Genomic DNA, 15,229 nt, shown 5'->3' on the forward strand with positions numbered 1-15,229 from the left:
GCAATGCTCACAACTTCCCCCTCGACTTGGCAGCGGCTGAGGCTCCCGAAATCATCGGTTAGGCTTCACCTGCTCAGCTAGTTTGAGTGAATTGAAAGGCGCTTCTCTTCGGAGGAGCGCCTTTTTGCGTGCATGGTGTTAATCTGCAATGCGGCAGCGTCGGGGCGATCGCGAACCCGGCGAACCGGCTTCAAAGATTCGCACCTAGTAGATTACAAAATGGCTGGCGACTGCAGCCCTAACCGACGTCAGCTTGACTGCCAGTCTTAAAGGCAAACTCAGGACAATACCCTTCTGCTGCAACTGGAAAGTTGTGCATGGGTGAGGCGGGGTTGTTGCAGCGGGGCTGTTGCCAGTGGATGCAGTTAAAGCAACACTGCACTGATGCATTCAGCGTGGCGGGAACATTGGCCTGACGCATGAGGGACTGTTGGCTCACGCCCCGCACGATCAAATCGTTGCCTTGCCAACGAATTTGCACTACTCCCGTATCAGCCAATCGACTCCAGCGGGAATCGTCTCGAATTTCTGGAGGCAAGTTCAGAATAATGCCGTCATCTTCGGTATCGGCCACTTCCCCTTCAAATACTGTATCGGGGGGGGCAGGTTGCAGGAATGTATCGCTCGTAGGCAGTTCAACTGTTTGACGAGCCGACGGCAAGTGCAGCTTGTAACGGCTTTGCAAGTCTTCGAGGCTGGCCAGGTCGGCGAGAAAGTTGGGCGATCCATGCACAAATAAGACGTGATGGGGCCGCAGGTTATGAATGAGTTGAGTGGTGCCCGCCCCATCGCTATGGGTGCTGAGTAAATACGTTTCCAAATAGGCTTGTCCTTGCTCAAATTCGTCACTCAGATGTTCGAGCCAGGCCAAAGTAGCTTGGTAATGAGCGTCATCGTGATCGAGGCCAGCGTTGACCACGCTATTCGCCAGCTCATCGGGCAGGAAGATGCGCCAGGGCCGATCGCCCCACCGGGCTAGGGGGCTGAGGTCAGCATTTTGATAGCCAATGACGATGGTGGGATGTCCCGGTTCCTCAGGTAAAGGCTGGGGCAAGCGCTGAATGCGTGGCAAAATGCGATCGTCCCAAAATAGGGGCTGATGCCGCGCAAAATTTTGCACATTGCTGGGCAAATGGGGCAGCAGTTCCAAATAGATGTCACAGGCTTCGGCCACCCAGCCATCGACCCACACTGTGACATCCTTGCCGGTGAAGTGGTGATGACTGCGCAAGAGCATCAGTAACTCCTGGCCCAAACCAATTAGGGGAACGGGGAGCAGGACATTATGCCCCGCGGCCAATACTTGATTGAGCTGGTCGGCCAGGCGATTTTCTTGCTGGCGACGGTGGGGATAGCGGGCGGTCCCTTGGGTGCCTTCGACAATTAGGGCGTCAGGTTTGAGGCCTCGCAGTTCGTCGAGGGGCAAGCCGTCGGCTAAGCGAGAATTGGAGAGGAAAAAATCGCCGGTGTAGAAGACGCTGTAGGTCTGATCATCGGTGGCGTAGGTGATGGATACGCAGGCGGCACCGGGTAAATGCCCGGCGGGCCAAAGTTGGGCCGTAAGTCCTGGGGCCAACTCGACCGAATGCCGCCAAGGTAACCTTTGGCAAAATTCAGCCCCATTGGGTAGTGAGACATCTGGCCAGTTGAGGGGTAATAAATCAGCGGTCGCGGCGCTGCAATAGATGGGCAAATGGGGCCAACGATGGTGCAGTTCTAACAGCGATCGCCCATGGTCAGGATCGGCATGGGTGCAAAAGGCAAAGTCAACCGGAGCCGATTCATCGCCAGCTAGAGATTCCAGGGTTATGAGTCCACAATCCAACAGAATGCGATAAGGGCCGATTTGCAGTTGTAGACAAATGCCCTCGTCAGCATGACCAACGCCGTAGGGTAAACAAGATAAAACGCTCACCGACTCACTATCTGGTCTGATCGACCCATCACAACTACAAATACAAAACCCAAGTACATGGCTAACTCAAAAATTTCAGCAGTGACTACGGCGTCACCCCTGCGAGCCACGTTGAATTAGGTTGGCTTGGCCGGCGATCGCTTAGTGAGCCGAGCCGTTGCCGTGATAATCATCACTATCGTAAAAGCCGTTGCGCGTACCGAAAAAGAGAGTGGCGACGACAAAAATGCCCGTAAGCACCAACAAAATCGCTTTGATATCCATAGCTATGCAATAAAAGGTCTGAAGGTTTCGAATTTTAATCGAGAAATTAAGCCTCGGAGCAGCGATGCGGGCAGCGGCCTGAATCGGCTCAGATTGATCTCAATGGAATGATCCTACCAACGGACTCCGGTAGTTTTAAGAACCTTAACACGGGCTTCGGAAACGCGGGAGATCGCTGGCCAGTTTCCCTGGAAGCACCCCTATCGCTAGCATTTAGAAATCGCTAGCTTGGGTTGCAGAGGTCAGACTAATGACTGCCGCAACCCGACCCTCATGTTTCGCGAGTCGTCGCGTTGCGGATAGTGGAGGGCAGGGCGTCAGCCTGATCAAGGTAATGGTCAAACCGGGCTTTCAGCATGTCAACGGTGAGGTCTCGGGTCCAATATTCCACCAGGGCTTGCCCCCAGGCCCAGGCATTATGAGTCGGGGGGCGATCGCTGCCCTGGAGCAAGAGGGGCCACAGTTTGAGGATTTCGCCAGGCCGGAATAGAGCACTCGATTCATTCAGGAGTCCGGCGAGTTCATAGGTAAGCATCATTTTGCTAATCACCACGGGCACCTGCTCAGCCGGAATCGACTGCGCCAGTAAAGTACCCAGCTCTGGGGTGCCGGTGAAACGCGCTGAGATAACCGCAAAGAGGGGGGTTTTGGCGAGGGCGACAAGACCTTGGCCGCTCGCCATTTGTAGGGCGTAACGTTCCACCAGGCGAATGGCGGCGGCAATGCGGGCCTCACGACTGCGGAGAAACTGGGCTAAGCGTTCGGATTTGGCGGGGGCGATGGTGTTGACCAGGTGCAGGGCCAGGGCGTCCGCGCCCCAGGCAGCGCGTGAGTCGGCAGCGGATTGGGTGACGATGGGGAGCACCTGCTGCACCCACTGGCCTAACTGTTCCTGACGGTAAGCTACAGCGGCGCGGATATTACGTTCTTTGGGGCGATCGCCTGACTGCCAATCGTAGGGCGGCTGCCATTCACGCACTGGACGCAGGCGATCCACTTGCGTCAGGACAAGTAAGCTGGGGACGGTTTGCCCGGAGCGCGAAACCTCTTCAAGGAACAGGGCATCCGCATCCAACGCCGGATCCAGCGCTGGATTCACCAGCAAAATGACATCGGCCTGGAGGGCTTGTTCCAGCACCTGGGCGCGCAACTCGACCTGATCGACTTGTTCATAACCCGGCGTATCCCACAGATTTAGCACTTCGTCGCCAGGGGTCTGCCAACGGTATTGGGTGATCTGGTCGGTGCTGGGCAGCACATCGACCGCCGCGCGATCTTGCTGAAATAGAGTGTTAATCAAGCTGCTTTTGCCCGCGCCGGTGCGCCCCACCAGCAGCAAATTGAGTGGGGCTGACGCGAGCGATCGCGTCGGGGCCGCCGATTCCATCAGGTCGCGCAGGGTTTGGCTTTGGGGCGTCGCTTGCGCCGAGGGTTGAGCAGCCAGGGCGGAGTCGCCGCCATAGAGGGCGATCGCCCGCTTGCACAATAGGGTCAGGGCCGTTTCCCGCAGGGTTTGGCTAAAGTTGACTAGCAGTTGCTGATTCGCTTGCATGCCCAGGGGGCGACCCACTTCGCGGACCACGGCACCAATGGGGTTCCACAGCCAGCGACTCAAATCCACCACCGTCCATAGCCGCTTCAGGGGCGTTTCTAACGCACGGTAGGTTTCGTAGGTTTGGTACACCTGGGCGACGGTGACTTGATTGAGCGTGGGGGCGGCGACGCTGATGTAGCGATCCAGATCATCCACTGTGCCGCGAATCAGGCCGTAGGCTTGGGGAATATAAATGTTGAGCAGGGGATATTTTTCTTCGGGATGGTACAGGTTGGCAATGTCGCGAATGAGCGTCTGACTGCGTTGAGCAAAGGTGGCCCAGTCCTCCCACAGGGGAGCATCGTCACGGGCCGCTGCCAACGTTTGGCGCAGCGTCGCCTCGATCTGCTCGGAGGGCACGGTTTGGGCGGGGTCGCTGAGGTCAGCTTGCAGCTGCGATCGCACCGTCGCCAAACTCTCCTCCAGTGCCCCCTCATTGGGTTTCGTCCACTGGCCGAGGAGCCACCGCCACAGCACCAGCACCAGCGCTACCAGCGCCCACACCCAGCTCAATCCCCAGGTATGCAACTGGATGCCAGCGAGTACCGCCCAACTACCCAACACCAACGTGGGGGGAATCGCGAGGACAATCCATTGCCAACGGCGTAAATTCCACATCAGGCGAATCCTCTCTTAGGTCTCTGCTGACGGTGGGGGCGCGGTGGGGGGCGCGGGCGGTGGGGGGCGATCGGTCGGCAGTGTGGACGCAGCCTCAGGCGAGGTGTCTGCGTCGGCCTCCGGTGGGGCCTCGGGCGGGTTGGTCTCTGCTGATGGCGGGGGATCGGTGTCTGTGGGCGGGTCGGATTGCGTCGCTTGCCAATCCCGTTTGGCCTGCTGAAAGGTCTCGCTCATCATGGCTTGAATCGCCTTGGGATCAGGCTTTTTGCCCGCCATCAGATCGCCAAAGTAAAGACAGGCCCCCTCGCCCAGTGCCCAGGTGTAGCCCACTGCCCACGATGTCGCCACGACGCTGCCAATGCCGGGAATAAACTTGACCAGTTCGCGCCCCACGGCCTGGGCAAAAAAGCCCCCTGCCAGCGTGCCAATTACCCCCAGGGCCTGACTAAACGTGAGGGTTTGTTGGTAAACGCGCCCCAGCGCCGCCACCATCGAGATTTGCAGGCTGGTGAGCACGGGCATGGTGGCAAAGGGCAGGGGCACGGCGGCAGTCACCCCGGCCATAACGGCAAAGGCGCTGATGTAGCGCCGGGCAACCCGACGATACAGGTCGCCGATCGCTTTCCCCTGGGCATCGGTTTCCAAGAGTTGGTGAATGGCCTGGGCCTGGGCCTGGGGCAGCAGATCGTTCAGGGTTTCGCGCAGGGCGGGCAACCCGTAAAAGACGGGATCGTAGCCGTCCTCTTCCAAGGTGAAATCGAGCAGGAGGGTGCGATCGCTCACTCGGGCAAAGTTCTCGGTGGTGGTGCGGGCGGCGCGGGTAATGGCCTCAAACTGGGGCGGATAGTCGGGGTGGTCATCGGTGGGCGCGGGATACAGCTCGTGTAGGCAGGTCAGCACCAGCAGACAGGGAATGTGGGGAAAGTCTTTTTTGAGCTGGGCAATAATCTGCCGCAGGCTGTCGTTGGCGAAGTCGGTGATTTTGATAGTGAGGATGAAGATCCGCGATCGCGCCTCATCCTGCCGCAGGGTGGCGGTCAAATCATCGACCAGCGCTTCGGGGTCGCGTTCCACATCACCCAGCCCCACCGTGTCGGTGAAGATGAGCAGCGGCAACTCCGCCGACGGATAGGGGTACTGCTGGGTGCTGCGGGTGTGGGGCTGAAACCCCTGACCGACAATATCCGCCGATTGCCCGGTCATGCCCCGGACGATGGAGCTTTTGCCCGCTTGGGGTTTGCCCAGCAAAATCACCTCGGTGGTCGGCAGTTGCTGCCGCACCGCTTCTAAATGTTCGGCAATCTGCGCTTCGTTAACGGTGAAGCGCTGCCAGAGATTTTGCACTGGCCTGAGAATCCTTTTTGCAAACACACTCACTCACCGCGCCACGACTTCTTCATTAGGATAGGAAATCCTTTCCCCGCAGTCGGCATTCCTACAAAAAAGTTGCACTTGGGAATGAGAATTGAACAAGTTGGGATAGCCGTCTCGGCTGTCCCCAAGCAGGCAAGATGCCTGCCCTAACAATTTGGATGTTATTTGATCCTCATGCCTTAGCTGCGGTCGGGAAGGTGATGGTTGGCTGGTCGCTGCTATTTATCTGACATATATTTAAGTTGCATTTGGCCCTAACTGATCGCCGCTGAGTCAATCACTGCCCTATGACAAGCCGTCTGGAACACCTAGAATCTCTCTTGGCTGAATACAACGACCGATTAGCCGACTATGAGAGGCAACTGCTGCGATACGAGCGCCTTGAGCATCCCAGAATCAAACTGCTGATTCGTGATTTACGCGAGGCCATGCTTCCCGTTGAAGAAGAACGCTGGCAAATTTTGGCGACACACTCGACGCAACTTGATGTTTCTGAAGCCGAAGCCGAAGTGATTGTTGGCGAACTGGTGACGCAGGTGAATCAACTGGAGACGACCCTGACTGCTGATCAGGATGCGGACATGCTGCGAGTGCTGCAAGCCCTGCTCGCCAAGTTAGAAGCACCTGAGGTTTCGTCGCCGGATAAGGTGAAGGTGGCAATCTCCTCGTTTCCGCCCTTTGTGAAGGTCTTTTATCAAACTGATTTGGAGAGTTTACCCAAATCCTTTGGGGGATTTTGTCAGCAGTATTTCCCCACATTTACGGGCGGGGCTGAGAAGCTAGCCGGATTACTCCGGGCACAACCAAAAAAGTAACCGCCTCTGATTCATCGGACTCTTCAACTTCGAGTCAGGGGCAATTCCAGCTCAATAACCTGCAAAGTCGCGGCATTGACCCCGATCGCTTTGTGGGGCGCGAGGCCGACCTGACCCGCCTGCATGACGAACTCGACACCCATCGTCGCGTGAATATTGTCGGCATGTTTGGCCTGGGCAAAACGGAACTAGCCCTGCAATATGCCCGCGCCTACGCCGCTGACTATCCCGGTGGGGTAGCCTGGTTTGGGGCAGCGAATTTTGGGGCCGATCTGAACCAGTGGGTGCAGGCAGAACGGTATCCGGAACAAGACTTACGCCACCTAGACCTGAAACAACAGGTGATCAAAGCATGGAAAGCGTGGCAGGAATTTTGCGGCCAGCGTCCGGCTCTGGTCATCGTGGATGATGTCACGGACTATCGCCAGCAGGTAGCGCCCTATCTGCCCCCCAACGACGAGGTGGCGGCTCCTTTCCGGTTGATCTTTACCAGCCGCAGTCAGGTTGCCCACCTCGAACCCTTCCGGTTGCCTCAACTGACTCCGGCGGCGGCGCGACAACTGCTGGAACGCTTAGCTGGGACGAAGCGCATTGAAGCGGCTGTCGCCACGGCTGAGGCCATTGGTCAGCGGCTGGGATATTTGCCCCTGGCCTTAACCCTGGTGGGCAGTTGGCTAAATGTTGACCCGGATCGTACCGTCGATTATTTGCAGCAAGCTCTGGATGATAAAGGACTCGATGCTCCCCCGCTAGAACGTGACCCCGATGACGTGATTACTGCCGAACGGGGAGTGCAGGCCGCCTTTGCTATCAGTTGGGACGACTTGCAGCGGCGCAGTACTGACGGTGCCCAGTTGGCGCGGGTGTTGACGCTGTTTGCCCCGGTGGATCTGCCCTGGGACTTGATTGCGGTGGTGGTGGCGACCTATGACCAGGAATATGGCGTGCCTGCCCGCTCGGCTCCGGTGGTGCGCCCCGAACCTACGGGCTGGCGAAAGCTGTGGCAGCGATTTTGGCGCGGGTTGTGTCAGTTATTTGGACGGACCTCCGAGTCCACTCGTCCGGCCCCCATCCCGGTTTACCCGGTCAATGATCCGGTGGAAGCCCGAGGACAGTTGCTGCGGTTAAGTCTGCTGGAGAGGGTGCGATCGGAGGCGGCTGAGAGTGATAGTGAGGCGGCGATCTCCCCGGCTGTCGCCACCCCCCTTGCCAAAGGGAGCAGGGGGGGATCGGCCTATCGGCTGCATCCACTGTTGCGAGATTTGTTTGCGGCCCAGTGGCCAGGATTTGGCCGAGAGCAGTGGGAATTGGCCTGGGCCCTGGGCATGGCCGCCCAGGCGGCGCAGGTGCCCCAGACGGTGGATGTAGAAACGGCGCGGCAGTTTGATGACCTGAAGGCCCAGTTGGCCCCGGCAGAGGTGACTTTAACACAGGCGCAAAAAGCCACGGCGGCGACGCTGCCCTCAGTCTCGGAGCGCTACAAAGTCGCCGCCCGCCAGATAAAGGTCGCGACCTTTCGGTTATCGCAGCGGGTGATGCTGGCGACTCGCTTTGACCAGGCGCAGAAGATTTATGACGAAGCGAAAGCCACTGCGGGGGCGGGCAATCAAGTCATCGCGTCGCGCAAGTTTGGCGAGGCCATTGCCGCCTACCAACAAGTGGTGGCCGATGCCCGCCACACTCTGCCGCCCCACAGCCTCGAACTGGCCGGATACCTGAATCGGCTGGCCCGGATATTTCGAGAACTGGGTCAATACACCCAGGGCATTCCTCTGGCGGCAGAGGCGGTGCAGATTGCCGAGACTCGGCAGATCAACCCTGTCACCCTTGGCAGCTATCTCAACGATTTAGGCTCGCTGTATCATTTTCAGGGCAACTATGGCGAGGCCGAACCGCTCTTTCAGCGATCGCTGCAAATCTGGGAACAGCAGTTGGGGGCCGACCATCCCCATGTCGCCAGCAGCCTGAATAATCTGGCGGGGCTGTACCGTGCCCAGGGGCGCTATGGCGAGGCCGAACCCCTCTATCAGCGATCGCTGCGCATCTGGGAAGAGCAGTTGGGGGCCGACCATCCCAATGTCGCCACCAGCCTGAATAATCTGGCGTTGCTGTACGAATCCCAGGGGCGCTATGGCGAGGCGGAACCGCTGTATCGGCGATCGCTGCAAATCTGGGAACAGCAGTTGGGGGCCGACCATCCCAATGTCGCTCTTAGCCTGAATAATCTGGCGGGGCTATACGAAAAACAGGGCCGCTATGGCGAGGCCGAACCCTTACATCGGCGATCGCTGCAAATCTGGGAACAGCAGTTGGGGGCCGACCATCCCGATGTCGCCACCAGCCTGAATAATCTGGCGGAACTGTACCGTGCCCAGGGGCGCGATGGCGAGGCGGAACCGCTGTATCGGCGATCGCTGCAAATCAAAGAACAGCAGTTGGGGGCCGACCATCCCGATGTCGCCAACAGCCTGAATAATCTGGCGGGACTGTACTATGCCCAGGGGCGCTATGGCGAGGCCGAACCGCTGTACCTGCGAGCCATTGAGATTTGGGTCAAAGCGCTCCCGGCTGGCCATCCCTACATTGCCACGGGGCAAAACAACTTTGCGGGTATGATTCGCGCGGCGCTGGCGGCGGGGCAGGCCGATCAGCTCTCCAACCATCCCACCACCCAGGCCATTTTGCAGCAGCTTCGCAACGACACCTAGCTCCACCCGGCCCGGCAAAACCCGGCTTACAATACGATCAACCTAATTACCTAGCTGTTTCTAGCCGCCCAGCCCATTCCAGCCCTGAGGTTAAACCATGCACCACGTGACGGCAGCTTATGCCAAAGCGCATCTTGATGAACTCTGCGATCGCGTTAGCCAAGCCCAGGAAAGCGTCACAATTGTCCGGGACGATCAAAGCTACGTTTTGCTGAGTCAAGCGGAATGGGAATCGCTCATTGAGACAGCCGCAGTTGCCAAGATCCCTGGCATTCTGGATGATGTCAAAACCGCTCGCCAAGATTATGACCGGGGAGACGCCATCGCGATCGACGAACTGCTGCCATGACCGCGTATCAAATCCTCTTTTCTAAGCGGGCGCAAAAAGATGTTGCGCAACTCACCACTAAACAGAAAGCCAAGCTCAAAGATATTCTGCTTAATCTAGTGGCTGAAAATCCATACGCTGGGAAAGCCTTGAAGGGAGATTTAGCCGGATAGCGATCGCTAAGACTCAATCGTAAAGATCGCATTCTCTACGAAATTATTGAAGCCGATCAGGTGGTGCTGATTATTCGCGCCAAAACTCATTATGGTGAATAAGCCGATCGCCTCTCCGACCATCCCACCACCCAGGCCATTTTGCAGCAGCTCCGTGAGGATGCCTAGAACCTCACCTAGCCTCTCCTTGTTTAAGGAGAGAAACTGGACTCTGCAACGATGCCTAGCCCCCTACCGAGCCTTGACTGCTGGTGAGTTTACGGCGGCAGTGGCGAATAATTTGGCCCGATCGCGCCTTGGGCACCGCCTCGCCAGGAGAGCCAGACACTGCCGTTTGACCAATCCGGCTTGACGAGTAAAATAGTACAAACGTATAGCGGGTGAAGTCATGCAACTCACGCAATCGGCTTTTGAATCGGCGCGTCACTTCATCAAAACCCAAGCCCGATCGCTGGAACAAGCCCGGTTTGATTACTGCTTTGAGCAAGGGTCGGCGGCGGCGGTGTGGTCGGCCCTGGGGGAATTTCAGAATGCTGATGGCGGCTTTGGCCACGGTTTAGAACCCGATGTGCGATCGCCGGACAGTTCCGTGATTTGCACCTCCATTGCGTTTCAGACCTTGCGATCGCTCCACACCCCCGCGACTCACCCGCTGGTGAAAACGGGATTGGCTTATTTGATTCAGCAATACAATCCGCAGACGGGGCATTGGCGCACCATTCCGCCCACGGCGGATCAGAGTCCCCATGCGCCTTGGTGGGGCAACTCCGCCAGCGATCGCTACGATGCCTTTTCGTTGAATCCCACCGCCGAAATTTTGGGCTACCTGTACGACTATGCCGACGCCGTCCCCCCCGAGATGATCACGAACGTTACGGCCAAAGTCATGGCGACGGTGCAGCAAAGCGATCGCCTGGAAATGCATGATCTGCTGTGCTGTCTCCGGTTAGGGCAAACCGCCACCCTGCCGAACGCGATCGCTGAGCCGTTAATGGCGCGGCTCAAAATTCTGGTGCCGCAAACGGTAGACCCGGAGCCCGCCAGTTGGGCGGCCTATGGTTTGCGGCCCTTGCAGGTGATCGAACAGCCCCAATCGCCCTTCAAAGCGGGGTTGGAGGCGGCGGTGGAGGCCAACCTCGACTATGAGATTGCCACCCAGACTGCCGCTGGGGCGTGGGAACCCACTTGGTCCTGGGCCGACGCCTTTCCCGCTGCCTGGGCGATCGCCCACCGGGAGTGGGCTGGGGTGTTGACGCTCCAGACCCTCTTATCGCTGCGGCAATTTGGTCGCATCAGCTAAGGAACTTGCGCGCAAAAAAGATCCCCATGAACCGAGTTTCGACTCCGCTCAACTCTCGATACTGGTGGGTTGAGCGAAGTCGAAACCGGATTGAACGGGGACTTTAATTTAGTTACAGATCCCTAACTGCAATTCTCATGGGGCGGGCGCAGCCTGGTCGCCAACGGCCAAGCGCCCCTATTTTGTGCAGTAATTGCCGGGCGGGTATGTCTGCTTCCAAGGTGGCCTGGAACTTCCTGAAAACGAGTGCTCAGCATTGACCAATCAGTGATCTCAGAAAACTGTCTGGTGGCCATTAAGACTTTGCCGAAACGTTGGGAAAAGCCTAAGAAGTGCGCCGTTTCTCAGCTTTATGCCCCAGGGGGGTATTGTATTTCCGGGTTGAGGTGGCTTAACTGAAGGGTGTGAACGCGGTGTGTACCGCACTGAACGTTGTAGTCAAGTTTTTGAGCCCCTCTTCATGTTAATGAATCGATTACTGACCCAAACCGCGATCGCGGCGGCGCTCCCCACGCTGCTGCTCGCTTGCAGCCCCCAAGCCACCACAGACACTGACCCCAACGCCCAGTCCGACCCCGCTGAAGACACGACGGCGGCGGCGGCTGACGGCGAGGGTGAGTTGACCATTCGGGCCAATGGCGAAGACTTTGTGCGCCAGGGGTTTGTCACCAAAGATGGCTGGCAAGTGGACTTTGACCATGTGTATGTCACTCTGACCGATATTACGGCTTACCAAACCGATCCCCCCTTCGATGCTGAAACGGGGGGCGTGCCCAAAGCCACTGAGACCGTCGTCATTTCCGAAACGGTCACGGTGGATTTGGCCGAGGGCGACGACAGCGCTGAGCCGATTTTGGTGAAATCGGTGGAGGCCCCAGCGGGTCGCTACAATGCCTTTTCTTGGCAAATGATGCCCGCTCCTGAAGGCCCCGCCGCTGGGCAAACCATCTGGATGCAGGGGACGGCGGCGAAAGAGGGCGAGACTATCGCCTTTGTGATGAAGCTCGATCCCGAACTGGCGTATGTATGCGGTGACTTTGTCGGCGATGAGCGGAAAGGTATTCTGGAAGCCTCTGAGACCGCAGATTTAGAGGCAACTTTTCACTTTGATCATTTATTTGGCGATGGCGAAGCCCCCGCCGATGACGACATTAATACCGGAGCGCTGGGCTTTGACCCGCTGGCCGCGATCGCTAACGGCAATACCCTCGATGTGGATATGGCAGCGCTAGAAGCGCAATTGACGCCTGAGGAATATCAGACGCTCATGGGAATTTTGCCCAGTCTCGGCCACGTGGGCGAAGGGCACTGCGAGGAAACTCAACTGGTGGATAGTTAATGAAGTTGTTCGGATCAGCACTGCGAAGTAGCCTCTACCAGCTGGGGATGATGGCGATCGCGATCGGCGGTCTACCCATGGCAGCCTTGGCCCATGGGGCGCACATTCAAGCGCGCACCGCCACCGCAATGGAAATTCAGGCCAACTACGACTCCGGCGAGCCTATGGCTGAGGCTACGGTGCAAGTCTTTGCGCCCGATGATCCCCAAACGCCTGTTTACACGGGCCTGACAGATGCTGACGGCAAATTTGTGTTTGTGCCCACGGCACCGGGCGATTGGGAGGTGTCGGTACGGCAGGCGGGACACGGCGACATTGCCGTCGTGCCGGTGGAATCCGAGGGGGCGATCGCCAGTACCTTCACCAATGATGCTGGGCTGACTCTGTTGCAGCGCGGCATGGTGGCGGGGGCCGTCACCTGGGGCTGCGTGGGCACGGCCCTGTATTTTGGGCAACGAGGTAAGAATCGTGCACATTCCTGACGGTATTTTGCCTGCGCCGGTCTGTGTGGCTGGATATGCGATCGCGGGCGGCATTACTTGGGTCGCCCTCAAGCGCATTCACAAAACCTCTGACTCCCAGGTCGAAGTGCCCAAAGCGGCCTTGATGGCAGCGGCATTTTTTGTCGGCTCCTCCATCAGCTTGCCGGTACCGCCCGTCTCCGTACACCTGGTACTGAACGGCTTGCTGGGTATCGTTTTAGGCTGGTACGCCTGGCCTGCGATCTTAATTGGGCTGTTGCTCCAGGCGATTTTGCTGGGGCATGGCGGCGTCACCACGTTGGGCGTCGATGCCGTCATGATGGGCATTCCCGCTGTACTGGCGGGGCAACTGTTTCAACTACGGCATTACTTAGGGAAGTCGCTGCCGGCCAAAATATCCCTCGGCCTGTTTAGCTTTATCGCGGGCGCATTTGGGGTCGGGCTGTCGGCGATGATCTTTTTTGCGTTGGTGATTTTTGCCATCCCCTCCACGCTCGATCAGAGTACCGAGCAGACCTTTCTCAAGGCTTTGATGGTGGGGCACATTCCCCTGATTTTTCTAGAAGGGGTGTTTGCCGTGCTGCTGTGCTTTTTCTTACTGCGCGTTAAACCCGAATTGCTAGAGCGTTAATGTATGGCTGTTAGTCTCCACGCCGATGTTTATATTCCTGGTCAGTCGGTGGTTCATCGCTGGGCCGCTCGGCCAAAGCTGCTGAGTTTATTGACCCTCATGTTTGCCATTGCCATGGTGCGGCATTTGGTGCTGTTGCCGTGGGTCTTTGTCGTGGTCATCGGGCTCTATCTGGCGGCGCAGTTGCCCCTCTCTTACCTGTGCCGCCGACTGCCTTATCCGGGACTGTTTATCGTCGCGATGGTGGGTCTGCTGCCGTGGGTTTCGGGCGAAACCGTGATCTGGCAGGGCTGGATTTTTTCGCTGCGATTAGAAGGCATTCAAATGGCGGCCTTGGTGGCTGGTCGCTTTGTGGCGATTTTGACCACCGGCTTTGTGCTGTTGGGCACGACGCCATTTTTGACCCTGCTGGAAGCCATGCGATCGCTGGGCATTCCCACGTTATTAACCGACATGACGCTATTGACCTATCGTTATTTGTTTGATGTGGCTAACCAACTCGCGACGATGCACCAAGCAATGGCGTTGCGGGGCTACGGCCACTCGCGCCAAACCCTCCGGCGGCGTTGGAACTGGCTGGCGGCGCTGTTTGGCAGTTTGCTGCTGCGCAGTTATGAACAGTCCCAGCGGGTCTACAGCGCCATGCGGCTGCGGGGCTATGGTCAACAGCCCCCCCGCTCCCTGAATCAGAAGCCTGGAGGGGCGATCGCCCTCCCGACTATACTGACGTTGACCGCTGCGGTCAGCGTGGTGATTTGCGAACTTTCTCTGGCATCGTTATGAACCCCTCTCTCAACTCCCTCCCGTCGTCTAGCACGTCACCCGTCGTGTCGATTCCTACCGCTCCCCCCAATCTGGTTCGCCCAGTGGCGATCGCCCTCCAGGATGTCACCTTTTCCTATCCTGACAATCCCGATATTTTGTGCGGCTTATCGATTGATATCCGCGAAGGCGAGCGGGTCGGGCTGATTGGCCACAACGGCTGCGGCAAGACGACCTTGTTCATGCTGCTGTGCGGCTTGTTAGCACCCCAATCCGGCACTATTCACCTGTTCGATCGCCCCGTCGAACCCAATCACTTTCGCCCCGAATTGGGTTTTCTCTTTCAAGATCCCGAAGATCAGCTGTTTTCGCCCTCCGTCCGCGACGATATCGCCTTTGGCCCCTTAAATTTGGGATTATCCGATGCCGAAGTTCACGAGCGGGTGGAAGCGGCGCTGGAACTCACGGGCATTCAAGCCCTGGCCAATCGTCCCCCGCACCACCTCTCCGGTGGCGAAAAACAGATGGTGGCGATCGCGGGCCTGATGGCCATGTGTCCCCGCGTATTGCTGTACGACGAACCCACCGCCAGTCTTGATTTGCGCACGCGGCGTCGCCTGATTCAGTTTTTGCAAAAGTCCGACGAGACGCTATTGCTCGCTTCCCATGACCTGGAGTTTTTGCTGGAGGTGTGCGATCGCGTGCTCCTCATCGACGAGGGCCGCCTGATTGCCGATGGTGATCCCGTGGCAATTATGGACAATCAAGCGCTGATGGAAAAACATGGCTTGGAAAAGCCCCATTCCCTCGTACCCCATGTCGAAATGCACCACAACATCCGTCCTTAGAGACTTGCGCGCAAAAAAGATCCCCATGAACCGAGTTTCGACTCCGCTCAACTCTCGATACTGGTAGGTTGAGCGAAG

The 15,229-nt window shown here is 57.9% G+C and carries 13 protein-coding genes and 1 pseudogene; 10 read left to right on the forward strand and 4 right to left on the reverse strand.

All coding sequences use genetic code 11. The features are described from left to right. Positions 1-238: 238 nt before the first annotated feature. From JUK32_RS15380 to JUK32_RS15390, 4 genes are all read right to left on the reverse strand, one after another. Entirely contained in the window at positions 239-1,915 is a 1,677-nt protein-coding gene (locus tag JUK32_RS15380; RefSeq protein WP_204139750.1) for an MBL fold metallo-hydrolase, read from the reverse strand. Between the two features lie 141 nt (positions 1,916-2,056). Next, entirely contained in the window at positions 2,057-2,179 is a 123-nt protein-coding gene (locus tag JUK32_RS28050; RefSeq protein ID WP_255538262.1) for a hypothetical protein, read from the reverse strand. 271 nt (positions 2,180-2,450) lie between these two features. Continuing rightward, the gene (locus JUK32_RS15385) at positions 2,451-4,391 is read right to left on the reverse strand and encodes a GTPase family protein (RefSeq protein WP_204139751.1); all 1,941 of its coding nucleotides are present in this window, start codon (positions 4,389-4,391) and stop codon (positions 2,451-2,453) included. 15 nt (positions 4,392-4,406) lie between these two features. Further along, on the reverse strand, positions 4,407-5,735 hold the full coding sequence (locus tag JUK32_RS15390) for a GTPase (protein WP_309224555.1): 1,329 nt from the start codon (positions 5,733-5,735) through the stop codon (positions 4,407-4,409). 317 nt (positions 5,736-6,052) lie between these two features. Here JUK32_RS15390 and JUK32_RS15395 point away from each other — a divergent pair, with 317 nt between their 5' ends. The 10 genes and pseudogenes from JUK32_RS15395 to JUK32_RS15440 all read left to right on the forward strand — a co-directional run bounded on the left by JUK32_RS15395 (position 6,053) and on the right by JUK32_RS15440 (position 15,151). Beyond that, on the forward strand, positions 6,053-6,580 hold the full coding sequence (locus JUK32_RS15395; RefSeq protein WP_204139753.1) for a hypothetical protein: 528 nt from the start codon (positions 6,053-6,055) through the stop codon (positions 6,578-6,580). Positions 6,581-6,672: 92 nt separating this feature from the next. Continuing rightward, entirely contained in the window at positions 6,673-9,288 is a 2,616-nt protein-coding gene (locus JUK32_RS15400) for a tetratricopeptide repeat protein (RefSeq protein ID WP_204139754.1), read from the forward strand. Between the two features lie 97 nt (positions 9,289-9,385). Beyond that, the gene (locus JUK32_RS15405; RefSeq protein WP_204139755.1) at positions 9,386-9,637 is read left to right on the forward strand and encodes a type II toxin-antitoxin system Phd/YefM family antitoxin; all 252 of its coding nucleotides are present in this window, start codon (positions 9,386-9,388) and stop codon (positions 9,635-9,637) included. Then, positions 9,634-9,891: pseudogene (locus JUK32_RS28740) on the forward strand (type II toxin-antitoxin system RelE/ParE family toxin). The gene JUK32_RS15405 and the pseudogene JUK32_RS28740 overlap by 4 nt, the downstream one beginning before the upstream one ends. A 286-nt stretch (positions 9,892-10,177) precedes the next feature. Then, entirely contained in the window at positions 10,178-11,089 is a 912-nt protein-coding gene (locus tag JUK32_RS15415; RefSeq protein ID WP_204139757.1) for a hypothetical protein, read from the forward strand. 460 nt (positions 11,090-11,549) lie between these two features. Beyond that, positions 11,550-12,428 carry a DUF4382 domain-containing protein gene (locus JUK32_RS15420; RefSeq protein ID WP_204139758.1) on the forward strand — a complete coding sequence of 293 codons (879 nt, stop codon included), beginning with the start codon at positions 11,550-11,552 and terminating at the stop codon, positions 12,426-12,428. Further along, positions 12,428-12,910 (forward strand): carboxypeptidase-like regulatory domain-containing protein, encoded by a 483-nt coding sequence (locus JUK32_RS15425; protein ID WP_204139759.1) that lies wholly within the window; start codon positions 12,428-12,430, stop codon positions 12,908-12,910. The genes JUK32_RS15420 and JUK32_RS15425 overlap by 1 nt, the downstream gene beginning before the upstream one ends. Beyond that, entirely contained in the window at positions 12,897-13,541 is a 645-nt protein-coding gene (gene cbiM, locus JUK32_RS15430) for a cobalt transporter CbiM (RefSeq protein WP_204139760.1), read from the forward strand. The genes JUK32_RS15425 and cbiM overlap by 14 nt, the downstream gene beginning before the upstream one ends. Before the next feature lie 3 nt (positions 13,542-13,544). Beyond that, the gene (gene cbiQ, locus JUK32_RS15435; protein ID WP_204139761.1) at positions 13,545-14,324 is read left to right on the forward strand and encodes a cobalt ECF transporter T component CbiQ; all 780 of its coding nucleotides are present in this window, start codon (positions 13,545-13,547) and stop codon (positions 14,322-14,324) included. Beyond that, complete coding sequence (locus JUK32_RS15440; protein WP_204139762.1) at positions 14,321-15,151, forward strand: energy-coupling factor ABC transporter ATP-binding protein; 831 nt, start codon at positions 14,321-14,323, stop codon at positions 15,149-15,151. Before cbiQ ends, JUK32_RS15440 begins: the two co-directional genes overlap by 4 nt. The last annotated feature ends 78 nt before the right edge of the window (positions 15,152-15,229 follow it).

Origin of the sequence: Halomicronema sp. CCY15110, assembly GCF_016888165.1 — a bacterium.
In the GTDB taxonomy this organism is placed as follows: domain Bacteria; phylum Cyanobacteriota; class Cyanobacteriia; order Phormidesmidales; family Phormidesmidaceae; genus Halomicronema.